Origin of the sequence: Achromobacter sp. EB05 (assembly GCF_044232075.1) — a bacterium.
Lineage (GTDB): Bacteria > Pseudomonadota > Gammaproteobacteria > Burkholderiales > Burkholderiaceae_B > Achromobacter > Achromobacter dolens.
The window spans coordinates 581,214-604,521 of sequence record NZ_CP155917.1 but is presented as its reverse complement, the minus strand read 5'-3'; the positions used below and the strand labels follow the sequence as shown (position 1 = coordinate 604,521).

20 protein-coding genes are annotated in these 23,308 nt (G+C 68.7%); 9 read left to right on the top strand and 11 right to left on the bottom strand.

Annotation, left to right across the window (positions count from 1 at the left end; all coding sequences use genetic code 11):
• The first annotated feature begins 9 nt into the window (after nucleotides 1-9).
• Nucleotides 10-1,260, top strand: coding sequence for an IS256 family transposase (locus AAID08_RS02790; protein ID WP_395756634.1), 1,251 nt, complete (start codon nucleotides 10-12; stop codon nucleotides 1,258-1,260).
• A 552-nt stretch (nucleotides 1,261-1,812) separates the two neighbouring features.
• Here the strand turns inward: AAID08_RS02790 and AAID08_RS02785 are convergent.
• The 10 genes from AAID08_RS02785 to AAID08_RS02740 form a co-directional block, all read right to left on the bottom strand.
• Nucleotides 1,813-4,389, bottom strand: coding sequence for an EAL domain-containing protein (locus AAID08_RS02785; RefSeq protein WP_054503387.1), 2,577 nt, complete (start codon nucleotides 4,387-4,389; stop codon nucleotides 1,813-1,815).
• Nucleotides 4,390-4,430: 41 nt separating this feature from the next.
• Nucleotides 4,431-5,228 carry a biofilm regulation diguanylate cyclase SiaD gene (siaD, locus tag AAID08_RS02780; RefSeq protein WP_054503386.1) on the bottom strand — a complete coding sequence of 266 codons (798 nt, stop codon included), beginning with the start codon at nucleotides 5,226-5,228 and terminating at the stop codon, nucleotides 4,431-4,433.
• On the bottom strand, nucleotides 5,225-5,602 hold the full coding sequence (gene siaC, locus AAID08_RS02775) for a biofilm regulation phosphoprotein SiaC (protein WP_054503385.1): 378 nt from the start codon (nucleotides 5,600-5,602) through the stop codon (nucleotides 5,225-5,227). The genes siaD and siaC overlap by 4 nt, the downstream gene beginning before the upstream one ends.
• Before the next feature lie 38 nt (nucleotides 5,603-5,640).
• Nucleotides 5,641-6,180: a biofilm regulation protein kinase SiaB gene (siaB, locus tag AAID08_RS02770; RefSeq protein WP_054503384.1), complete on the bottom strand. Its 540-nt coding sequence runs from the start codon at nucleotides 6,178-6,180 to the stop codon at nucleotides 5,641-5,643.
• A 23-nt stretch (nucleotides 6,181-6,203) separates the two neighbouring features.
• The gene (gene siaA / locus AAID08_RS02765) at nucleotides 6,204-8,198 is read right to left on the bottom strand and encodes a biofilm regulation protein phosphatase SiaA (RefSeq protein WP_217485668.1); all 1,995 of its coding nucleotides are present in this window, start codon (nucleotides 8,196-8,198) and stop codon (nucleotides 6,204-6,206) included.
• A gap of 217 nt (nucleotides 8,199-8,415) precedes the next feature.
• The gene (locus AAID08_RS02760; RefSeq protein ID WP_006388550.1) at nucleotides 8,416-9,120 is read right to left on the bottom strand and encodes an ABC transporter ATP-binding protein; all 705 of its coding nucleotides are present in this window, start codon (nucleotides 9,118-9,120) and stop codon (nucleotides 8,416-8,418) included.
• Entirely contained in the window at nucleotides 9,120-9,920 is an 801-nt protein-coding gene (locus AAID08_RS02755; RefSeq protein WP_049071043.1) for an ABC transporter ATP-binding protein, read from the bottom strand. Before AAID08_RS02755 ends, AAID08_RS02760 begins: the two co-directional genes overlap by 1 nt.
• Nucleotides 9,917-10,885: a branched-chain amino acid ABC transporter permease gene (locus tag AAID08_RS02750; protein ID WP_395757333.1), complete on the bottom strand. Its 969-nt coding sequence runs from the start codon at nucleotides 10,883-10,885 to the stop codon at nucleotides 9,917-9,919. Before AAID08_RS02750 ends, AAID08_RS02755 begins: the two co-directional genes overlap by 4 nt.
• Nucleotides 10,885-11,805, bottom strand: coding sequence for a branched-chain amino acid ABC transporter permease (locus AAID08_RS02745; protein WP_006388547.1), 921 nt, complete (start codon nucleotides 11,803-11,805; stop codon nucleotides 10,885-10,887). Before AAID08_RS02745 ends, AAID08_RS02750 begins: the two co-directional genes overlap by 1 nt.
• Nucleotides 11,806-11,956: 151 nt before the next feature.
• Nucleotides 11,957-13,120 (bottom strand): ABC transporter substrate-binding protein, encoded by a 1,164-nt coding sequence (locus AAID08_RS02740; protein WP_175144089.1) that lies wholly within the window; start codon nucleotides 13,118-13,120, stop codon nucleotides 11,957-11,959.
• Between the two features lie 260 nt (nucleotides 13,121-13,380).
• Between AAID08_RS02740 and AAID08_RS02735 the strand changes: the two genes are divergently transcribed.
• The 8 genes from AAID08_RS02735 (at nucleotide 13,381) to AAID08_RS02700 (ending at nucleotide 22,205) form a co-directional block, all read left to right on the top strand.
• Nucleotides 13,381-13,875, top strand: coding sequence for a MarR family winged helix-turn-helix transcriptional regulator (locus AAID08_RS02735; protein ID WP_054503381.1), 495 nt, complete (start codon nucleotides 13,381-13,383; stop codon nucleotides 13,873-13,875).
• Nucleotides 13,876-13,977: 102 nt separating this feature from the next.
• Nucleotides 13,978-15,018 (top strand): hypothetical protein, encoded by a 1,041-nt coding sequence (locus AAID08_RS02730; protein WP_054503380.1) that lies wholly within the window; start codon nucleotides 13,978-13,980, stop codon nucleotides 15,016-15,018.
• Nucleotides 15,019-15,140: 122 nt separating this feature from the next.
• Nucleotides 15,141-16,367: a bifunctional glutamate N-acetyltransferase/amino-acid acetyltransferase ArgJ gene (gene argJ / locus AAID08_RS02725; protein WP_175144088.1), complete on the top strand. Its 1,227-nt coding sequence runs from the start codon at nucleotides 15,141-15,143 to the stop codon at nucleotides 16,365-16,367.
• A gap of 301 nt (nucleotides 16,368-16,668) precedes the next feature.
• Entirely contained in the window at nucleotides 16,669-17,535 is an 867-nt protein-coding gene (locus tag AAID08_RS02720) for an ATP-binding protein (protein WP_395757332.1), read from the top strand.
• Nucleotides 17,528-18,490 carry a Nudix family hydrolase gene (locus AAID08_RS02715; protein ID WP_054503377.1) on the top strand — a complete coding sequence of 321 codons (963 nt, stop codon included), beginning with the start codon at nucleotides 17,528-17,530 and terminating at the stop codon, nucleotides 18,488-18,490. The genes AAID08_RS02720 and AAID08_RS02715 overlap by 8 nt, the downstream gene beginning before the upstream one ends.
• A 235-nt stretch (nucleotides 18,491-18,725) precedes the next feature.
• Nucleotides 18,726-19,391 carry a TetR/AcrR family transcriptional regulator gene (locus AAID08_RS02710; protein ID WP_054503376.1) on the top strand — a complete coding sequence of 222 codons (666 nt, stop codon included), beginning with the start codon at nucleotides 18,726-18,728 and terminating at the stop codon, nucleotides 19,389-19,391.
• 8 nt (nucleotides 19,392-19,399) lie between these two features.
• Nucleotides 19,400-20,899 carry an amidohydrolase family protein gene (locus AAID08_RS02705; protein WP_175144086.1) on the top strand — a complete coding sequence of 500 codons (1,500 nt, stop codon included), beginning with the start codon at nucleotides 19,400-19,402 and terminating at the stop codon, nucleotides 20,897-20,899.
• Between the two features lie 52 nt (nucleotides 20,900-20,951).
• Entirely contained in the window at nucleotides 20,952-22,205 is a 1,254-nt protein-coding gene (locus tag AAID08_RS02700) for a D-amino acid dehydrogenase (RefSeq protein WP_395757331.1), read from the top strand.
• A 35-nt stretch (nucleotides 22,206-22,240) separates the two neighbouring features.
• Here AAID08_RS02700 and AAID08_RS02695 read toward each other — a convergent pair whose 3' ends face one another.
• Complete coding sequence (locus tag AAID08_RS02695) at nucleotides 22,241-23,200, bottom strand: tripartite tricarboxylate transporter substrate binding protein (RefSeq protein ID WP_082401963.1); 960 nt, start codon at nucleotides 23,198-23,200, stop codon at nucleotides 22,241-22,243.
• Nucleotides 23,201-23,308: the final 108 nt, after the last annotated feature.

The window sequence follows — 23,308 nt, the reverse complement described above, 5'->3', positions numbered from 1 at the left end:
AGCATGTGTATGGCCACAAAGAAGAGACTTCCCCTGCGCGAGTTGCCGTCGATTCCGGCAGACCTGGTAGATCAATTCGTTAAAGGCCCGATGACCGCGGAGGCGGTGCAGGACCTGTCGATGGCGTTCAAGAAGGCGCTGATCGAGCGGGCCCTGGGGGCTGAGCTTGGACACCACCTGGGCTATGCCCAGGGCCAGGAGCGCCCCGAGGAGGCGACCAACCAGCGCAATGGCAAGAGCCCCAAGACGGTGCTTACCGACGACGGCCCGCTGCGCGTGAACATTCCCCGGGACCGCGACGGCAGCTTCGCCCCGATCCTGATCCCCAAGCACGAACGTCGCTTTACCGGGTTCGACGACAAGATCATCGCGATGTACGCACGCGGGATGACGGTGCGCGAGATCCAGGGGTTCCTGGCCGAGCAGTATGGCACTGAGGTCTCGCCGGAGTTCATCAGCTCGGTGACCGACGCAGTCATGGACGAGGTCACCGCCTGGCAGACCCGGCCGCTGGAGACGATGTATCCGGTGGTGTTCTTCGATGCTCTACGAGTCAAGATCCGCGAGGATGGGGTGGTGCGCAACAAGGCGGTGTACCTGGCGCTGGGTGTGCTGCCAGACGGCACGCGCGACATCCTGGGCTTGTGGATCGAGCAGACCGAAGGCGCCAAGTTCTGGATGAAGGTGTTCAACGAACTGAAGACCCGCGGCACGCAGGACATCCTGATCGCGGTCACCGACGGCTTGAAGGGCATGGAGCAGGCGCTGAACGCGGTGTTCCCAGCCACGACGCTGCAGACCTGCATCGTGCACCTTATCCGCGCCAGCCTGGACTATGCCAGTTGGAAGGAGCGGCGCACCGTGGCAGCGGCGCTCAAGCCCATTTACACCGCACCGACCGTCGAGGCAGCACTAGCGGCCCTGGCAGAGTTCGAGCGGGGGCCGTGGGGGCAACGCTACTCGCCGATCGTGGATGCCTGGCGCCGGGCCTGGGACCGCGTGATCCCGTTCTTTATGTTCCCGCCGGCCATCCGCAAGGTGATCTATACCACCAACGCCATCGAGAGCATCAATGCGCAGTTGCGGCGCGCGGTCAAAACCCGGGGCCACTTCCCTAGCGACGAGGCGGCCACCAAGCTGCTCTGGTTGGTACTGCGCAACATTACCGAGGCCTGGGGAGGTGCCACTCATGATTGGAAAACCGCCATGAACCAGTTCGCCATCATTTATGCCGAACGCTTCACCGACCCGTATCGCTGAGATAGCATCAACAAGCCTGACCGATCCTCGGCCAGGCGTTTAATGCCTTAAACACAAAAATACTGACACTCCCTGCTCGTGCTGACTCGGCGGCATGTTACGCATGACGCGCCCTCCCGCCGACCACAAGCCGTCGGGATGCCAACAGACTATCAATAGCAAACGGTTCCGCCGTCCCCACACGCGAGAGCGTCATCATTCCGACGCAAGACATCGCGTAAGCCGCAAAAGGCCGCCCGCGCGGCCGGCTTGCGGCGGGCCCCGCAAGACCCTCTCCCCGCATCATGACGGTCACCAGCATGCCAAGCACACAACCCGTCCCAGCGCCCGAGGCTAAGCCTCATCGCGAGCGCGTGGCGGGGTCGGTGGGGGATGACGGGGCGTGTAGATGCGCCCGGCGGAAACCGTAGGGAGCCGAAGGCGGACGAGGTTGAGCCCGGGGCAGTCCGGAGCGAACGCTCCGGACCGCAATCGTAGCCCCGCCATCCCCCACCGACCCCGACACGCGCGACTCAAGAACCCAACTTCGACGCAAGCAAGCAAAAAAACCGCTCACCCCCTAGCCCGCAGCCACTCCTCAAGATCCCCCGCCGGCAACGGCGGCGAAAACAGAAACCCCTGCCCCGCCGCGCACCCCTGCTCGATCAGGAAGCGCCGCTGCTCCTCATTCTCGATCCCCTCCGCCACCACCGGCAGGCTGAGACTTTCGCCGATGCGGATGACGGCGCTGGTCAGCGCCCGCGCCGCGTCGTCGTTCTCCAGGCCCTGGACGAAACTGCGGTCCAGCTTCAGTTCATCGACGATCAGGCGTCGCAGGTGGCCCAGACTGGAATAGCCCGTGCCGAAATCGTCCATCGACAGGCGCACGCCCAGACGATGCAGCTCGGCGATCGTGCGCAGCGTGCCCGCCGTCGCGTCCAGCACCACGCCCTCGGTGATCTCCAGCATCAGGTCCGACGCCGCCAGCCCGAACTCGGCCAGGGTCGCGGCGATCATGCGCGGCAAGTTCAGGTTGTGGAAATTGGTGGCCGACAGATTCACCGACACCGAGGGCACGCGCAGGCCGTTGTTGCGCCAGATGGAGAGCTGCGAGCAGGCCTCGCGCACCGCCCAGTCGCCCAGGTCGCCGATCAGGCCGCATTCCTCGGCCAGCGGCACGAAGCGCGCCGGCGAGATCTCGCCCAGCGTCGGATGGCGCCAACGCGCCAGCGCCTCGACCCCATACAGGCTGCCGTTCTTCAAGCCCACCTGCGGTTGGTAATGCAGTCGCAGCGCGCGCCCTTCCAACGCGTCGCGCAGCGCCGCTTCCAGCGCCAGGCGCTCCTGAGCCTGGCGGTTCATCTCAGCGCTGAAGAAGGAGATGCGGTTGCGCCCCGCCGTCTTGGCCTGGTACATGGCCATGTCGGCGTGGCGCAGCAGCGTGTCCATGTCGCGGCCATTCTCGGGGAACACGCTGATGCCGATGCTCACCGACGGATTGAGCGTGATCCCGCCCACCACGAACGGGTGCGACAGCGACACCAGGATGTGTTCGGCGGCGGCGGTCAGGCGGCCATGCTCGAAATCGGGCATGAGCATCACGAACTCGTCGCCCGACAGGCGGCCGACGATGTCGCTGGCGCGCGCCAGGCGGCGCAGGCGCTGGGCGATGTCGCGCAGCAGCGCGTCGCCGATGGGGTGGCCGAGCGTGTCATTGACCTGCTTGAAGCGGTCCAGGTCCAGGAACAGCACCGCCACGCGCTTGCGCTCCGGCTCGGCGCGGGCGATGGCCTGCTCGGCCTGGGCCAGCAGCAGGTTGCGGTTCGGCAGGCCGGTCAGTTCGTCGTAGAACGCCAGTTGGCGGATGCGGGCGCGGGCCTCTTCGCGTTCCAGCGCCAGCGCGCACAGATAGACGCAGACGTCCACCAGGCGATGGTGAAAGTCGTCCGGCAGGCGGCGTTCGCGGAAATAGAAGCCGAAGGTGCCGATGACACGTCCGTCGCTCGACTTGATGGGCGAGGACCAGCAGGCCTTGATGTCGTCCGGCAACGGCAGGTGGCGGTAGTCATCCCACAGCGGGTCGGTGGCGATGTCGGGCACGATCACCGGCCGGCCCAGGAAGGCCGAGGTGCCGCAGGCGCCCGACTGCGGGCCGATGGCCTCGCCGTCCAGCGCCTCGGTGTAGGCCGTGGGCATGCTCGGGGCGGCCAGCGGCCGCAGCTTGCCGGCCTCGTCCACCCGCAGCACCGTTGCCGCGACCTCGGGCGCCAGGCGCTCGACCTCGCGGCACACCATATTCATCACTTCCACCACCGAGGCCTCGTTGACCATGGCCTGCAGCACTCGCCGCTGCAGCACCTCGTGCACTTTGGTGGGCGTGATGTCGGTCAGCACGTCGACGACGTTCACCAGCGAACCGCGCTCGTCGAACACCGAATTGGCCATGACCGACACCCACAGCGGCTTGCCGCTGCGGTCGTAGACCAGCACGTCCTTGTGGTAGCCCTCGCGGCAGGCGATGCGGCGGTCCAGTTCCTCGCGGGTGCCGCCGTCGTGGCGGGTGCCGGCCAGCAGTTCGCCCAGCTCCTGCTCGAGCGCGTCGGCGCGCGAGAAGCCCAGCATGCGCTGGAACCCGTCGTTGACGTAGACGATGCGGCCGTCGCGGCCCGATACGGCCACGGCGTTGCCGGTTTCGTTGATGCCCAGCAGCAGCAGGCGGATTTCCTCCTGGCGCTCGGCGTCGGCGATCGACTTGCGCGAGATCACCGCTATGCGGCGCACTTCGCCGCTTTCGTCGCGCATCGGCAGGTAAGTCGCCTCGATCCACACGGACGCGCCGCTGCGCGTGCGGTAACGGCAGGTGCCCGAAAAGAACTCGCCGCGGCGCAGCCGCGCCCAGAGATGTTCGGCGCTGGCGATGCCCTTGCCCTCGTCCATGCTGTCGCACAGCAGGTCATGGCGCAGCCCGGGGATGTGGGCGCGGGTGTAGTCCAGCGCCGCCAGGAAGTTGTCGTTGGCGTTGATAAGGGAGCCGGCGGCATCGAAATCGAACAGCAGCAGTGCCCGGTCCATCGACGCCAGATAGTTGCTCACCTGCCACGCGGCGCCCTGCGGGGCCGCGCTCGAACCGCCTGGATGAGAATCAAGCATAAGGGGCTCCATACCGGAAAAACAGCGATTCCGGGTTCATTTCAGGGCCGGGGGAAACCAAGTGCGACACGGTCGCGTCCATCCTGTTTGGCCAGGTACAACGCCTGGTCCGCCCTGCTGAGCGTTTCTGAAAAGGTTTCTCCGAGCTGGTGACAGGCCATGCCGATGCTGACGGTCAGGCGCAACACGTCGGCGCCGACATCCAGGGCCAGGCCGCGCACCGCGCCGACCAGCCGGTCCATCACGCCCTGCGCCGTTTCCGGCGGGGTCGCGGGCAGCAGCACCAGGAACTCTTCGCCGCCCCAACGGCCGCACAGGTCGTACTCGCGCACGCTGCGGCGCATGGCGCCAGCCAGCTCGACCAGGGCGCGGTCGCCGATCTCGTGACCGTAGCGGTCGTTGACGGACTTGAAATGGTCGACGTCGAGCATGGCCACCACAAAGGCCTGGCCGCCGCGGGCGGCGCGCTGGACTTCCTGCTTGATCATTTCCATCAGGGCGCGGCGGTTGAGCAGGCCGGTCAGCGGATCGCGGCGCGAGGTTTCCTCCAGCGTGGCATTGAGGTCGCGCATCATGCTCTGGTAGTGATCCGAGATGCGCGCGATGCGCGCCAGCCGCCGCAGTTGGCGGTCGAACTGCTCGCACAGGCCCATTTCGCGTTGGTGCGCCATGGACTGGTAGGCGTCCGACAAGTGCGTGACGCGCTCGATCCGCGCCATCTGTTCGGCGGTGTGCCGCCACAGATCCTGCAACGCCTCGCGCAACGGATGCCCGGCGTACGCCGGATCCGCCAGCAGGCCGGCGATGCGGTCATCCAGCTCGGCGTTGCCGGCCTTCATTGGCGGCCGACGACCGAGAACGGGAAGGTGCAGTCTTCCTTGAATTCCTCGGCCAGCTCGCCGACGCGCTCGTTGCGCATGTCGTAGAACCAGGTGACGCTGACGCTGCGGCCCTTGCCGTGGGCGGCCTCCAGCAAGTCGAAGATGTCCATGACGGACTTGATGCTGCTGGTGTTCAGGTAGAGCAATTCGAGTTCCAGGTTCAGCGGCGCGGCGCTGCTGAGCAGGTAGGCCTCGACCCACTCGATCACCGGACCGAACAGCTCGAACGAATTCTCGGGGTAGGAGTCGCCGCGCATCGCCAGCACGCCGGCGGCGGCGTCCGCGGTGATGGCGGGCGTGGACTGGGTCCCCGCGATATTCAGGTCTTTCATCAGTAACTCCGAAAAGGTCTAAGGCTCAGGGGCGGCGGTCAGATCACGACGCTCAGGCTGAAGAACGCCCGGCCCTCGCCCGCGGCGGGCGTCAGGCTGGCCTCCAGCGGCGCGCCGGCCCGACGCGCGATATCGATCAGTCCCAGGCCGGCGCCGGAGGCCACGCCGGGGGTGCGGGGCTTGTGCAACTGGGTCTTGTACTCCGCCTTCAGGGCGGCCTTGTCCAGCCCGGCCAGCCGCTGGATGCGGGCCACCAGGCTGCGGCCATCCTCGGCCTTGACCAGGTTGCCGGCCGACACCACGTAGCGGCTCTCGTCGCGGCGCCCGATGACCACGGTGGCGGCGGCGTCCGTGTCGCCGTTCTGCGCGGCGTACTGGCGGATGTTCTGGATCATCTCGATGTAGACCGAGAACACGTCCATGGCCTCCGCCGGCCGGGCATGCTCGGCATTCAGGTAGTTCTTCAGCGCGTTGCCGATTTCCTCGATCAGGCTGCGGGAGATCGGCCCGTTGAAGCACAACAGCGTGCGATTCTGGTCGAACCGCTCGCCCAATGCGTAGAGATCGGAGGCATTCATGGGAGTTACCGCCCTGATAACGATTATTCGAAACGGAAAGACAGCAAGGTAATGTCGTCGCGCTGCGGCCGTTCGCCCTGGTAGCGAGCCAGGGCCTCGGTAAACGCGGCCGCCTGGTCAGTTAACGGCCGCCGCGCGTGTCTCTTGAGCATTTCGGCGAAACGCGTGTTGCCAAAGCCGAAACCATGCTCGCCGCCGGCCTGGTCCAGGAAGCCGTCGGTCGCCAGGTAGTAAGTCCAGCCCGGCTCCATGCGCAACTCGATATTCTGGTAGGCCCCGGTCCGCTTGTCGCCCAGCGCGCGCTTGCCCCCGGGCACCTCGCGCAGGGTTTCGCCGTTGCTGGCAAACAGGCTGATCTTGGCCCCGGCATAACGCAACATGCCGGATTGGCGGTCAATATATACCAGCCCCGCGTCGGTATTGGTCGCCAGAGCCCGCGGCAGTTGCGCATCGGCAAGCATGGCGCGGATGGCGCCGTCGGTGCGCGCCAGGATCCCGGCGGGGTCGGCAGGGCCGGCTTCGGTGATGGCCAGGTCGATGGCGGCGCGCGCCAGCATGGTCATCAGGGCGCCCGGCACGCCGTGGCCGGCGCAGTCCATGATGCCCAATAGGCAGTTCGGGCCGTCCGAGCGGAACACGTAGAAATCGCCGCCGACCACGTCGCGCGGCTTCCACAGCACGAAGTGGTGGGCGCCGAGCGACTGGGTCAACTGGCGGTCTGGCAGGATGGCGCGCTGGATCAGGCTGGCGTAGTCGATGGAATCGCCGATCTTCTTGTGCGCGGCGGCCATCGCGCGGTTGGCATCCTCCAGCTCGGAGGTGCGCTCGCGCACCTTGCTTTCCAGTTCGGCGGTGTGCTGGCGCACCTTGTCGGCCATGACGCCGAAGGCGCGGCTCAGGTCGCCGATCTCGTCCTGGCCGCCCGGCGGCAGGCGCACGTCGTAGCTGCCGTTGGCGATGGCGCGGGCCGATTGCTGCAGGCGGCGCAGCGGACGCAGCATCAGGCGCTCGATGGCGTAGCCGAAACACAGCAGCAGGGCCGCGAACAGCAGCACCAGGCCGATCGCGGCCGGCCACAGCCAGTCGGTGTCCAGCACGCGGGCCGCGCCCAGGTCGACCACCGTCAGCACGTGCCAGTGCAACTCGGGCATGTAGGCCACCGACACCAGCTGGCGCACGCCGTCGATGGTGACCCAGGCCGACTGCACCGATTGCGGATCGGCCTGGGCCGCGTGCATCGCCGAGCGCAGCTCGTCGCGGCCGTTGCCTGCGTCGAGCAGGTTGAACACCCTGCCGCGGCCGCTGGCGCCTTCCGCGCCGCCGGCCCCTGAGTTGTAGGCGATCAGCGTCGGATCCATGTGCGCCTGGATCGCGCCCTCCTCGTCGACGATGATGGGCGTCACGCCGGGCTGGCCGCTGTTGACGAAGTCGCGCAGGAAACCGCCCACGTCCAGGCCGGCGCCGGTCAGGCCGATGACCTTGTCGCCGTCGCGCACCTGCACGTTGATCCAGACCCGGGTGGTCTTGAGCTTGAGGTCCGGATTGACGTTGATGTTGTAGCGCGCGCTCGCCTTGAGCGAGTTGTAGAACCAGCCATCGTCGGCCGCGTCGCGGCTGAGCGTGTAGCGCGGCGCCTCCGACAGCGGCTGGTCGTCATTGAAGTAATAGTGGCCGGTGGCGGCGCTGGCGATGAAATAGGCGCGGCCCAGCAGGTCGCGCCGGTAGCCGTCGGCCTCGCGGAAGAACAGTTCGCGCGCGGCCGGATCGCTTTCGTTGCGCAGCCAGCGGCGCGTGACCTCGCTGTCGGCCAGCCGCTGCGACAGCGCCAGCTCGCGCGACACCGGCGCCAGGATGCGCTGCCGGTTCAGTTGCGTGAAGTTATCGGCGAAGGCGCGGCCGAAGTGATCGCGCACGCCGTCCAGCACCTGCCAGCCGATCAGCGCGGCCGGCGCCAGCGCGACCAGGCATGCCAGCAACAGCGCCATCAATGATTTTTTGCGCAAACCCCATTTCGCCATGCGAAGTCTTCCCTGACAGCTTGTTAAGACGTGACGCATCCACGCGGTACGCACGGCGCGCTAAGTGTAGAGAACCACGGGATGAATGAAAACAGGCGTAAACGCGCGGATTTGCCAAAGGTCAGCCTATTTCGGGCCGACCGCGGCAAACCTCGTCTTTATTGCGTTTTATATCGAAAGAAAAGCCGCCGCCCGCGCCGGGACTGCGGCTTTCGCGCTACACGCCCAGGTAGCGTTCCCACAATCCGCGATCGGCATCGAGCGCGGCGGAGTCGCCCGTCCAGACCACCTTGCCGCGCTCCAGGATGACGTGGCGGTCGGCCAGGCTCAGCAGGCGCTCGACGTACTTATCGATCACCAGGATGGTCTGGCCGGCCTGGCGCAGGCGCGCCAGGCAGTTCCAGATCTCCTCGCGGATCTTGGGCGCCAGGCCCTCGGTGGCCTCATCCAGAATCAAGAGGCGCGGATTGGTCACCAGCGCGCGGCCGATGGCCAGCATCTGCTGCTCGCCGCCCGACAGCTGGTTGCCCATGTTGCGGGCGCGTTCGCCCAGGCGCGGGAACAGCTCGAACACGCGCTCGGGCGTCCACGGCTCGCCGATGGCGGGGTTGCGCGCGGCCACGAAGGCCGTCAGGTGCTCGCGCACCGTCAGGTTGGGAAAGCACTGGCGCCCCTCGGGCACGATGGCCATGCCGGTGCGGGCGATGCGGTCCGGACTCCAGCCGCTGATGTCCTGGTCGGCGAAATGGATCCTGCCGCCGCGCAGCGGCAGCTGGCCGAACAGGGTGCGCAGCAGCGTGGTCTTGCCCATGCCGTTGCGGCCCAGCAGTGTCACCACCTGGCCCGCGCCGATCTGCAGGTCCACGCCGAACAGCACCTGGCTGGCGCCGTAGCCGCTCTGGGCCGATTCAATGCTGAGCATCAGGCAAGCTCCTGGCGCGCGGGCGCCGTTTCGTCATCGCCGAGGTAGGCCTGGCGCACATCCGGGTTGGCGCGGATCTCGTCCGGCGTGCCGGTGGCGATCACGCGGCCGTAGACCAGCACCGAGATGCGGTCGGCCAGCCGGAACACCGCCTGCATGTCGTGCTCGACCAGCAGCATGGCGGCGCGGCCGCGCAGGGATTCGATCAGGTCGGTCAGGCGCAGGGTCTCGTCGGGCCCCATGCCGGCCATGGGTTCGTCCAGCAGCAGCACGCGCGGCCGCGCGGCCAGGGCCAGCGCGAACTCCACCTTGCGCTGTTCGCCGTGCGGCAAGGTGCCCGCGGCGCGGTCCAGCAGGCTGGCGTCGATGGCGCATTCGCGGGCCAGCTCGCGGGCCTGCTCGTACAGGGCCGACTCGGCCGCGCGCGGCCGCCAGAAGCGGAAGCTGCTGCCGGCGTGGGCCTGCACCGCCAGCACCAGGTTGTCCAGCACGCTGGACTGCTTGAAGATGTTGGTGATCTGGTACGAGCGCGACAGGCCTGCCGCCACGCGCTGGTGCGCGTTCATGGCGGTGACGTCGCGGCCGTCCACGGCCAGCGAACCGGAATCGGCCGCCAGCGTGCCGGACAGCAGGTGGATCAGGGTGGATTTGCCGGCGCCGTTGGGGCCGATCAAGGCGTGGATCTCGCCCGGGTTCAGCGAGATCGAGACATTGTCGGTGGCCACCAGCGCGCCAAAGCGGCGCACCAGGTTGCTGGCCTGCAGCGCGGGGGCCTGCGTGGGGGTATGGGTCTGGTTCATGATCCCGCCTTGCCGGTTTGCGCGGCACGGCCGCCGAACAGCGGGCCGAACAGGCCCACCAGGCCGCGCGGCGCGCCGAACACCACGCCCAGCAGCAGCACGCCCAGGGGCAGGTGCCAGTATTCGGTCCACTGGCGCAGCACTTCTTCCAGCACCAGCATCACCACCGCGCCGGCCACGCCGCCATAACGCAGGCCGATGCCGCCCACCAGCACCATGATCAGCAGGTTGGCCGACTGGGTCCAATGCATCAGGCTGGGCGAGATGAACAGGTTATGGTTGGCCAGCAGCGCGCCGGCCAGCCCCGCCGCCGCGCCGCTCAGCGTGAAGGCGGTGAGCTTGATGCGGTAGACCGGGTAGCCCATGGATTCCATGCGCGATTCGTTTTCGCGGATGCCCTGCAGCGCGGTGCCGAAGCGCGACAACGTCACCCGCCCGAACAGCCACATCATCACGGCGAAGATCGCCAGCACCAGGTAATAGAACGCCACGTCGTTGGCCAGGTCGATGCCCGGCAGCGTGGAGTAGCCCGGCAGGTTCAGCCCGTCCTCGCCGCCGTACTGGCGCAGCGAGATGAAGATGTAGAACAGCATCTGCGCGAATGCCAGCGTGATCATGATGAAGTACACGCCGCGCGTGCGCAGCGAGATCGCGCCGGTGATGAAGGCCAGCAGCGCCGCCAGCAGCATCGCCACCGGCCACGACACCAGCGCCGAACTCACGCCCGACATCGCCAGGATGCCGACCGCGTAGGCGCCGGCGCCGAAGAAAGCCGCGTGGCCCAGCGCCACCATGCCGCCGTAGCCCAGGATCAGGTTCAGGCTGGTGGCGGCCAGCGCGTAGATCAGCACGCGCCGCACGAAGGAGATATAGAAATCCAGGCCCAGCGCGGGCGCCACCAGCGGGAATGCCGCCAGCGCGGCCAGCAGGGCCAGGGTCCAGAGCATCGAAGAGGTCCGCATCATCAGCCTCGCGCCGGAAACAGGCCGGAAGGCCGGAACACCAGGACCGCCGCCATCAGCACGTAGATGGCAATGGCCGCCAGCGTCGGGCCGACGCTGGACGCAACGGCCGGCGAGAACACCTGGCGCAGCAGCATCGGCAGGAAGGCCCGCCCGGCCGTATCGACCATGCCCACCAGCAGCGCGCCGACGAAGGCGCCGCGGATCGAGCCGATGCCGCCGATGACGATGCACACCAGCACCAGGATCAGGATTTCCTCGCCCATGCCGACCTGCACCGAGGTGATCGGCCCCAGCAGCGCGCCGGCCACGGCAGCCAGCATCGCGCCCAGCACGAACACGCCCAGGAACAGCAGCGGCACGCGCACGCCCATCAGGGTGGCCATCTGCCGGTTCGAGGCGCCGGCCCGCACCAGCACGCCGGCGCGGGTGCGCGTCACGAACCAGTACAGCCCCACGGCCGAGGCCACGCCGAAGACGATGATCATCAGGCGGTAGGCCGGATACAGCAGGTCGGGCAGCAGGCGCACCGGCCCGGACAGCAGCGCCGGCATGTTCAGCATGACCGGGGCCGGACCCCAGATCATCTTGACCAGGTCATTGGCGATGAGGATGACGGCGTAGGTGCCCAGCACCTGTGCCAGATGGTCGCGCAGCGCCAGGCGGCGGATCAGCGTCAGTTCCAGCGCCACCCCGACCAGGCCGGTGGCGACGGCGGCCACCAGCACGGCGGCGGTGAAGGAACCCGTGCGCTGCATGGTTTCGGCGGCGACATAGGCGCCTGCCATATAGAGCGAGCCGTGCGCCAGATTCATGATGTCCATGATGCCGAACACCAGGGTCAGCCCGGCCGCGATCAGAAACAACATCAACCCAAACTGCAGACCGTTCAGCAATTGCTCGACGATGAGCGTGAACGTCATGAAAAATCCCCTGGTGGGCCCACCCCCGGAGCGCTGTGCGCTTCCCCCTCAAGGGGGCGTCGCGACGGACCGGCGAGAAGCCGGATCCGTGCGACCCCGCGGGGCCAGGCTACATTGTGTAGCCGCGACGCTTTACGCGCCCCGCCGCCTTTTATAGTTTGCAGTCGCCGACGTAGACGTCCTGGTACTTGTCGAACACCTTGCCCACCAGCTTGTTGGTGATGCGGCCGCTGGCGTCCTTGTCGACCACGCGCAGGTAGTAAGCCTGGATCGGGTAGTGGTTCTTGCCGTAGGTGTAGCTGCCGCGCACCGAGGGATAGTCGGCCTTGGCCAGCGCCTTGACGATGGCCTCGCGGTCGGAGGCCTTGCCGCCGGCCTGCTTGACGGCGGCGTCCATGGCCATGATGACGTCGTAGGCCTGGGCGGCGTAGACCGACGGGTAGCGGCCGTTGTATTCCTTGCGGAAGGCCTCGACGAAGGCCTTGTTCTGCGGCACGTCCAGGTCATGCGCCCACTGCGCCGTGTTGTACATGCCCAGCATCGGCTCGCCCACGGCCTGGATCACGTCCTCGTCGGCCGAGAAGCCCGGGCCGATCAGCTTGACGCTCTGCGACAGGCCGGCCGACACGAACTGCTTGACGAAGTTGATGCCCATGCCGCCCGGCAGGAAGATATAGACCGCGTCCGGCTTGGCGGCGCGGATCTGGGCGATTTCGGCGGCGTAGTCGATCTGGCCGAGCTTGGTGTAGACCTCGTCGCCCGGGGCGGTCTTGTAGCCACGCTTGAAGCCGGCCAACGCATCCTTGCCGGCCGGGTAGTCCGGGGCCATGATGAACATCTTCTTGAAGCCGCGGTCGGCCGCGACCTTGCCGGCGGCTTCGTGGAAGGCGTCGTTCTGGTAGGACGAACCGAACCAGTAGTTGTTGCATTGGGCGCCGGCGAACTGGCTGGGGCCCGGGTTGTTCGACAGGTACGGCACCTTGGCGGCGAACAGCGCGGGGCCGACGGCCAGCGCCACGTTCGAGCCGATCGGGCCGGTGAAGAAATCGACCTTGTCGCGCTGGATGTAGCGCGTCACCAGTTGGCGGGCCTGGTCCGGGTTGCCGCCCATGTCGGTCTGCAGGAACTCGGCGGGCTGGCCGCCCAGCTTGCTGCCCAGTTGTTTGATGGCCAGGTTGAAGCCGTCGCGGGCTTCGGCGCCCAGGGCCGAGAACGGGCCGGAAATGTCATTCGCGATGCCGACCTTGACCGGGTCGGCGTGCGCCAGTGCCGGAACCAACGCGGCGGCGGCAACGAGGGAAGTGATGAAACGCATGGTGGTGTGCTCCGTGCGCGAGCCGCGCAGAGGGTGTTTTTCTGGGATTGCGATTCGAAGGACTTCTATGCCCGGCCTGCCGACCCGTTCAGGCGGCGCGTCAGACCGGCGCCCGCAGCAGCCGATCCCGTGGTGCGGCAAGGGGAGAACTGGCGCGGTTCATAGTTTAGGTTTAAAGTATCCGGCAAAACAAGTCTAGGGTTTTTACCAGTGACTCACGAATACAGACCGATCCACGCATTCCCGGTAACCTCCCGACCATGACAGACGCCCCCGACCTGGAATCCCGCGCCGCCCCCGACGATCACCATGCGCTGCGCCTGTGGCTGCGCATGCTGACCTGCGCCAATCTCATCGAAGGCGAGATCCGCAGCCGGCTGCGCAACGAATTCGACACCACCCTGCCCCGTTTCGACCTGATGGCGCAATTGCAGCGCGCCCCCAAGGGCATGAAGATGGGCGAATTGTCGCGCCACATGATGGTGACCAACGGCAATATTACCGGTATCACCGACCAACTCGAAAAAGAAGGCCTGGTGGTGCGCACCAAGGTCGAGTCCGACCGCCGCAGTTCGCTCATCAAGCTGACCCCGCAGGGCAGGAAGAGTTTTGCCAAGATGGCGCGGGCCCACGAATCGTGGGTCAAGTCGATGTTCGGCGAGCTGCCCGAGGCCAGCCGCAACGCGCTGTTCCAGGCGCTGGGCGAACTGAAGCTGCAGGTGATCGCCACCCGCTCGGCCGCCGCCGCGGACTGAGCCGCCTCCTGCGCGCCGCCCGGCCCGGGGAGCCGCGGCGCACCGGCCGCCGGCCCCTCGGGCGGACGGAAAATGACAACGGTTTGGCGCATAATTGCCGCCATGATTCCGGTATCTCTTCCTGGCGGTAATTACTACGTGCTGATGGCAGTGTCGCTGGCCTGCCTCTCCACGCTGCTGACCTGGCTGGCCGTCCTGGCCACCAGCCGCGGCGCCCGGCTGTGGCTGGGCGACCATCGCCGCCGCGGCACGATCCTGATGACGCTGCTGGCCCTGGTCGGCGGCATCTTCCCTTACCAGCAACTGAGCCAATGGCTGGTCGCCCAGCGCGACGCGCGCCTGGGCGCCAGCCTCGAACGGGTGCTGGACCAGCCCACCCGCCTGGCCGGCGTCGACATGCCGGCCGGCACGGTATTGCGCCTGACCAGCGCCGGCGATCCGGCCTCGTTCGACCGCGCCACCTTCCCCGAGGGCCACCCAGCCAGCGTGCAGGGCATCAGCGCCACCCGCCTGTTCCACTACCCGGCCACCAGCCGACAACCCGAGACCCTATCGGCCGAGATCGCCCGCGATCAGGCCCTGGACGGCTGGCTCTGCGCCCACGGTCACCGGGTCGAATTCGTCATGCTGGGCGGCCAGCCGCGCTTTGCCAGTTGCCACCTGGCGATCGGCAACACCCTCAACCAGCAACCCATCCCGCCCGGCGCCTGGCTCAAGGTCGACGAGGCGGCCCGCGCCAGCGCCCCCGACCCGGCCAGCGCGGCGCCGCGCTGGCTGCTGCGCGCCGAGGGCAGCGAGCCCTTGTCCGTGGACGGCCTGCCGCTGCTGAAAGTGGACATGACGCTGGACGCCCAGCGCCGCCTGCTGGCATTCGAGGGCCTGTTGGGGCGCGAAAGCGCCTTCGGCGGCATCACCTACCCCACCGGCACGCGCATGCTGACGGCCGGCCCGCGGGTGCCCGGCATGCAGCCCGGCGACCTGCTGTTCTCGCCATCGCGTGGCCGCGCGGCGCGGCAGGCGGACGGCAAGGAGGTCGCCGCCGGCATGTCGGTGCTGCAGGCGCCCGACGGCACCGTGCGCCGCGTGCTGTCCAACCGCGAGGCCGGCGTGCTGGACGTGGCCGCCATGCGGACCGCCCCCTGACAGCCGACCTTCCGGCCGCCGCCGCCGGCTGTCGCAAAGCAGTGGGATAATACGAAGCTTTCCCCCGCGCGCCGCCTTGCCCTGGCGGCGATTTCCGTCCTGCTCATTCATGAGACGAAGTCATGGCCGTTAACCTGCAGATCCCCTCCGAGTCCGAAATTTTCCCTGTTGCCGGCGTTGAAATCGGCGTCACCGAGGCCGGCATCCGCAAAGCCAACCGACGCGACCTGACGGTATTCCGCCTGGCCGAAGGCAGCAGCGTGGCCGGCGTGTTCACCCGCAACCGCTTCTGCGCCGCCCCCGTGCAGGTGTGCCAGGCCCACCTGGCCGACGGCGGCCCGATCCGCGCGCTGGTCATCAACACCGGCAACGCCAACGCCGGCACCGGCGCCGAGGGCCTGAAGAAGGCCCAGGACACCTGCGCCGAGCTCGGCCGCCTGCTCGGCGTGCCCGCCGCCCAGGTGCTGCCGTTCTCGACCGGCGTGATCCTGGAGCCGCTGCCGCTGGACCGCCTGTTCGCCGGCCTGCCGGGCGCCATCGCCAACCTGGGCGCCGATCACTGGTCGAGCGCCGCGCACGGCATCATGACCACCGACACGCTGCCCAAGATCTCGTCGCGCCGCTCCCAGATCGGCGGCAAGACCGTCACCTTCACCGGCATCAGCAAGGGCGCCGGCATGATCCGCCCCAACATGGCGACCATGCTGAGCTTCCTGGCCACCGACGCCGGCATCGCCCAGCCGCTCCTGCGCAAGCTGGCGGTCGAGATCGCCGACGCCTCGTTCAACCGCATCACCGTGGACGGCGACACCTCCACCAATGACTCGTTCATCATCGTCGCCACCGGCAAGTCCGGGGTCGAGGTCAACGCCGAGTCCGACGCCGCCTACGCCGCCGTGCGCGAGGCCCTGACCGCCGCCGCGCTGGAGCTGGCGCAGAAGATCGTGCGCGACGCCGAAGGCGCCACCAAGTTCATGACCATCCGCGTCGAGGAAGCCGGCACCACCGAGGAAGCCCTCAAGGTGGCCTACGCCGTGGCCCACTCGCCGCTGGTCAAGACGGCCTTCTTCGCCTCGGACCCCAACCTGGGCCGCATCCTGGCCGCGGTCGGCTATGCCGGCATCGACGACCTGGACGTGTCGAAGATCCGCCTGTGGCTGGACGACGTGCTGGTGGCCAAGGACGGCGGCCGCAACCCGGCCTACCAGGAAGCCGACGGCCAGCGCGTGATGAAGCAGGCCGAGATCGCCGTGCGCATCGCGCTGGGCCGCGGCCAGGTCAGCGACACCGTCTACACCTGCGATTTCTCGCACGAGTACGTGTCGATCAACGCCGATTACCGTTCCTGATCAAGACCCGCCATCCGCCCGGTTGACCCCGGGCGCGAAGCGACGGCGTTCAGTTGCGCGCCGGGCCTCGCGGGATGGCGGCAGCAATGAAATCCAGTGGCTGCGCCTTACCCATCGCCGGTCACTGCCCCCGGGGAATCCGTGGCATCACCGCGGTCCCCGGCAGGTGACAGCCGTTGAGCGGCGCGCGCCCCCACGACGCCTTTGCGGCGGGACACGCGCCCTCTTCTTCCGACGATGCCCGCGAACGCGACGCGGGCCCGGTGCCGGGCCCGCCCGTTCGCTCTTCCAGGATCACACCGTGACCGCGAACGAATTCACCACCCTCATCCAGCGCGCCGAGCGCGTCCTGGCCCAGCTTGAAGCCTGGCTGCCCCCCGCGCCCCCCGATATCGACTGGAGCGCCCACGCGTTCCGCTGGCGCAAACGCGGCTCGCGCGGCTGGCTCGACGCCGTGCGCCACGTGGCCCGCATCGACCTCGAAGACCTGCAGCACATCGAGCGCCAGAAAGGCATCATCGACCGCAACACCGTGCAGTTCATCGAGAAGAAGCCCGCCAACAACGTGCTCATGACCGGCGCGCGCGGCACCGGCAAGAGCTCGCTGGTCAAGGCCATGCTGGCCGCCTACGGCGACCGGGGGCTGCGCCTGATCGAAGTCGACAAATCCGACCTGGGCGACCTGGCCGACATCGTCGAGTTGGTGGCCTCGCGCCCCGAGCGTTTCATCGTGTTCTGCGACGACCTGTCGTTCGAGGAAGGCGAGGCCGGCTACAAGGCGCTCAAGTCCGTGCTGGACGGCTCGGTGGCCGCCTCGGGCGACAACGTGCTGATCTACGCCACCTCCAACCGGCGCCACCTGATGCCGGAATACATGAGCGAGAACCTGCAGTCCAAGCACCAGCCCGACGGCGAGATCCACCCCGGCGAAACCGTCGAGGAAAAGATCTCGCTGTCCGAGCGCTTCGGCCTGTGGCTGTCGTTCTATCCCTTCAAGCAGGACGACTACCTCGACATCGTCTACCACTGGCTGCGCGAGCTGGGCTGCCCGGAAGACCAGATCGAACCGTCCCGCACCGAGGCGCTGCAATGGACCATCGAGCGCGGCTCGCGCTCGGGCCGCGTCGCCTACCAATTCGCCCGTGACTGGGCTGCCCGCCATGTCTGACAAAATCATCGATGTCGCCGCCGGCCTGATCCTGCGTCCGGACGGCATGCTGTTGCTGGGGCAACGCCCCGAAGGCAAGCCCTGGTCGGGCTGGTGGGAGCTGCCCGGCGGCAAGCTCGAACCCGGCGAAACCGTGCTGCAGGCGCTGGCGCGCGAGCTGCAGGAAGAGATCGGCATCCGCGTGACGCAGTCGCGGCCCTGGGTGACCTACGTGCACGCCTACCCCCACACCACGGTGCGCCTGGCGTTCTGCCACGTCACCGGCTGGGAAGGCGAGCCGCGCAGCCTGGAGAACCAGCGCCTGGAATGGGTCGACCCTGCCAACGCCGCGTCCGTCGGCGACCTGCTGCCCGCCACCCTGCCGCCGCTGCGCTGGCTGCAACTGCCGACCGCCTATGGCATCAGTTCGATCGGCTCGCGCGCCGGCCTGTCGGCGTTCCTGGGCCGGCTGGACGCGGCGCTGGCGCGCGGCGTCAGGCTGGTGCAACTGCGTGAACCGCAGTGGCCCGACGGCCCGGCCTCGGCCTCGCTGCACGAGGCGCTGCAGCAGATCGTCAAGCGCTGCCACGCCGCTGGCGCCCGCGTGCTGGTCAACAGCGCCCATCCGGCCGCCTGGTGGCGCGAGGCCGACGGCGTGCACCTGCGCGGCGCCGATGCCGCGCGCCTGGCCGCCCGGCCCGACCTGCCGGCCGGGGCGCTGGTCGGCGTCTCGGCGCATGACAACGCCCAGGTGGTGCACGCGCGCGAGCTGGGCGCGGACTTCGCCGTGCTGGGCCCCGTGCTGGACACGCCCAGCCACCCCGGCGCGCCGACGCTCGGCTGGGACGGCTTCGTCGAAGGCAACCGCGACGCTGGCATCCCGGTGTTCGCGCTCGGCGGGCAATCCACCCAGACGGTCTCGCACGCCCTGCGCCATGGCGCGCACGGCATCGCCGGCATCCGCGGCCTGATCTGAGGCCGTGGCCGCGGGGCGCGGCAGGCCCGCGCGGCCGCGCCGGCGCCTTTCCCTGCGCCTAGGGAAACTCCCCCCTTGCCGCGCGGGGCGCCCGCGCCCTATCTTGAGCATTGTTGTGACCATACGGTCACAACAAGGGATGGCTTGGGGCCGACACCTTGCCGCGCGGCCGCGGTTCCCGGACGGCGAAGTCTGGCAAGATGACACCCTCCCCTCACCAAGAAGGAACCGGCCAATGTCCCGACGTGAGAATACCGAGCGCCAGATCCTGCAGGCCCTCGAAGACCAGATCAAGGAAACCGGCATGGGAGGCGTAGGCATCAACGCCATCGCCAAGCGCGCCGGCGTCAGCAAGGAACTCATCTACCGCTATTTCGACGGCATGCCCGGCCTGATGCTGGCCTGGATGCAGGAACAGGATTTCTGGACCCGCAATCCCGACCTGCTGGCGGCGGACGAATCGAGCCAGCGCAGCCCCGGCGACCTGGTGCTGTCGATGCTGCGCGCGCAGATCGACGCGCTGTCCGGCAACGAGACGCTGCGCGAAGTACGACGCTGGGAACTGATCGAACGCAATGAGGTGTCCGCGCCGCTGGCGGATCGCCGCGAACGCGCCGCGCGCGGTTTCATCGACCGCGTCGACGGCCTTACCCCCGACATGGACGTGCCCGCCGTCGTCAGCGTGATGCTGGCGGGCGTGCTGTACCTGATGCTGCGCGCCAAGACCGAAAGCCATTTCCTGGGCGTGCCGCTGCGCACCCCGGAAGGCTGGGCGCGCATCAACGGCGCGCTGGAGCACCTGGTGAAACAGGGCTTCCCGGACGCGCTCAACCAGCAATCACTCGCCCACCTGGAGACGCGCCGCAAGCAAACGCGGCCGCCCGCCGACCCCGGACCCTGACCCATCCCATGCCCGCGCAATCCGCTTTGCAGGAATACGACCTCATCATCACCGGCGGCCTGATCGCCGACGGCCTGGGCGCCCCCGCCCACCGCGCCGACCTGGCCATCTCGGGCCAGCGCATCGCGGCCATCGGCGACGGCGCGGCCTGGCATGCCCTGCACCGCATCGACGCCACCGGCAAGGTGGTGGCGCCCGGCTTCATCGACTGCCATACCCATGACGACCGCGCGCTGCTGGCCGCGCCGCTGATGCGGCCCAAGGTCAGCCAGGGCGTCACCACGGTGGTGACCGGCAACTGCGGCATCAGCCTGGCCCCGGTGCACGCGCCCGGCGACGTCGTGCCGCCGCCCTTGAACCTGCTGGCGCAGCACACCGGCGAACTGTATGCGCGGATGCAGGACTACGCCGCCGCGCTCCAAGCCAGCCCGGCCGCGGTCAACAGCCTGGCGCTGGTGGGCCATTCCAGCCTGCGGGTGTCGGCGATGGACCGCCTGGACAGGCCCGCCGACAAGAAGGAAATCGCGGTCATGCGGCACACGCTCGACCAGGCCATGGCGGCCGGCGCCGCAGGCCTGTCGACCGGCCTGTACTACCCCACCGCCATGCACGCCAGCACCGAAGAGGTCATCGGCGTGGCCGCGCCGCTGTCATCGTGGCAGGGCCTGTACACCACCCACCTGCGGGACGAGGCCGACCACGTCTGCGACGCCATGGAGGAAGCCTTCCTGATCGGCCGCGCCGCCGACGTGCCGGCGATTCTGTCGCACCACAAGGTCACGGGCAAGCACAACCACGGCCGCACCGCCGAAACGCTGGCGCTGTTCGACCGCGCCCGCGCCGACCAGCCGCTGGGCATGGATGTCTATCCCTACTCTGCCTCTTCCACCATCCTGGAGCCGCGCCGCGTGCCGGCCGGGGAAAGAATCATCGTCACCTGGTCACAGACGCGGCCCGAGATCCAGGGCGTGGATCTGCGCGAGCTGGCGGCGCGCGAAGGCAAGGACCCGCAGCGCCTGGCCGAGGAACTGTCGCCCGGCGGCGCCATCTATTTCTCGATGGACGAAGACGACGTCAAGCGCGTCATCGGCCACGGCAGCGTGATGATCGGCTCGGACGGCCTGCCGCACGACCAGCGGCCGCATCCGCGCCTGTGGGGCGCGTTCTCGCGGGTGCTGGGACGCTACGTGCGCGAAATGCGCGTGCTGGGCATGGAAGAGGCGATCCGACGCATGACCAGCCTGACGGCGGCCCAGTTCGGCCTGCGCGACCGCGGCGTGCTGCGCCCCGGCTGCTATGCCGACGTGGTGGTGTTCGATCCGGCCGCGGTGACCGACCTGGCCACCTTCGCCGAGCCGCTGCGTCCGTCCGCCGGCATCCAGGCGGTGCTGGTCAACGGCGAGCTGGTCGAGGCGCATGGCGTGGCCACCGGCGCCCGCCCCGGCCGCCTGCTGCGCGATGCCGACCGCGCCGCCCCCGGTTTCGAAACGCCGGCCTGGGCCGCCTGAATCCCCGTCATCCGGCGCCCTGACGCGAGCGCCGCATCGTTCCCGGAGCATCATGCACACAATCGTCATCGGCGCGGGCGTGGTCGGCATGACCACCGCCTACTACCTCCATCGCGAAGGCCACCGCGTCAGCGTGGTGGAAGCCGGCCCCGGCCCTGGCCTGGTCACCAGCCGCGCCAATGGCGCCCAACTCAGCTACAGCTTCGTCGCGCCGCTGGCCGACCCGGCGGTGCTGCCCAAGCTGCCCGCGTGGCTGCTGGGGCGCGACACGCCGCTGCGCTGGCGGCCAAGGCTCGACCCCGCGCAATGGCGCTGGTGCCTGGACTTCCTTCGGGCCTGCACCCGCGGCCGCAGCCGCGCCACGACCCGTGAACTGCTGGCGCTGGGGCTGTACAGCCGCCATTGCGTGCACCAGTTGGTCGGCCATGAGCGGCCGGCGTTCGACTTCAGTTCGGGCGGCAAGCTGCTGGTCTACCAGGACGCGGCGGCCTATGGCCGCGCGCTCGCGCAGATGGACTACCAGGCCTCGCTGGGTTGCGAGCAACGCGCCCTGGACCGCCAGGCCTGCCTGGCGCTGGAGCCGGCGCTGGCCGACATCGGCGACAGCATCGCCGGCGCCATCCACACGCCGACCGAGGACGCCGGCGACTGCCTGCGCCTGTGCACCGAGCTGGAACGCATCCTGCGGGCCTCGCCCGGCGCGGCGCAATTCCATTTCGACACGCCGGTGTCGGCGCTGCGCACCGAAGGCGGCCGCATCGTGGCGCTGGCCACGCCCGCCGGCGACCTGCAGGCCGACCAGTACGTGCTGGCTGGCGGCATCGGCGCGCAGGCGCTGGCGCGCCGCATCGGCATGGACCTGCGCATCTATCCGCTCAAAGGCTACAGCCTGACCTACGACCTGACGCCCGACAGCATCGCGCCGCGCGCCAGCATCAGCGACATCGGCCGCAAGGTGGTGTATGCGCGGCTGGGCCAGCGCCTGCGGGTGGCGGGCATGGTCGACATCGGCGCGGCAGGCGGCGCCATTGACCCGCGCCGCACGCGCAGCCTGGAACGCGACGTGGCGCGCCTGTTCCCGCGCCTGAACGCCGACGGCGCGCCGCAACCCTGGGCCGGCCTGCGGCCGGCGCGTCCCGACGGCAAGCCGTTGATCGGCGCCACGCCGTGGCGCAACCTGTGGCTCAACGCCGGCCATGGCGGCCTGGGCTTCACCCTGGCCGCCGGCAGCGCGCGCATGCTGGTCGATCTGATGCGCGGACAACCGCCCGCCGTGCAAGCCGCGAGCTTCGCGCTCGCCGCCTGACGGCGCGCCGCGCCGGGTTCAGCGGCGGGCCGGCCTCATTCGGCCTTGATGCCGCGGCCCTGGATCAGCTTGCCCCACTTGTCGCGCTCCTTGACCTCGAAGGCGGCCAGGTCGGCGCCGAACAGGTTGCCGGGCGTGGCGCCGCCTTGCGCCAGCGACTGCCGCAGAGCCGGCGATTGCAGCGCCTGCTTCATCGCCGCGATCAGCTTATCCACCACCGGCGCGGGCGTGCCGCGCGGCGCATAGAGACCCGACCAGGCGGTCACTTCGAAACCCGGCAGGCCCGCTTCGGCCATGGTGGGCAGGTCCGGCGCGGCCGGACTGCGCTCGGCCGACGTGACGGCGATGCCGCGCAGCCGGTCGCCGGCCTTGAGCGCCGCCATCGAGCTCGGCAGGTTGTCCATCAGTATGTCCACCTGCCCGCCGATCACCGCGGGGATCGCAGCCGACGATCCCTTGAATGGCACATGCAGCATCTGCAGACCCGCCATCGACTCGAAGTAGGCGCCTGTCAGGTGCACCGAAGATCCGATGCCGGGCGAGGCATAGGAATACCTGCCCGGGTCCTTCTTCACCGCCCGCATGACATCCTGCAACGTGTGCCATGGCGAGGCGGCCGCCACCGCCATCACGTTCGGCGTGGAGGCGATCATGCCCAGCGGCGCCAGGTCGGTCGCGGGGTTGAAGCCGATGTTCTTGTACAGGAACTGATTGACGCTCTGCGTGCCCACCGAACCCAGCACGATGGTGTAGCCGTCGGGTTGGGCCCGCGCGGCCGCCGCCACGCCCAGGTTGCCGGCCGCGCCCGGCTTGTTCTCGACCACGATGGACTGGCCCAGCGCCGGGCGCATGTGCTCGGCGATGGTGCGAGCGAAAATGTCGGTGGTGCCACCCGGCGGAAACGGCACGATCAGGGTGATGGGGCGTTCCGGCCAGGCCGCCGCCGCCGGGGCGGCCAATGCACCTGTCAACGCGATCCCGCCCGCGAGCGCCATGGCGACGCCCTTTCCCGCACGAAAAAACCTGCCCATCCTCTTTCCCCTTCGTCAGAAGTGTTCGATCGATCAAACGGAATCCGGTGCGTCGGCGCGTCGCGATTCGGC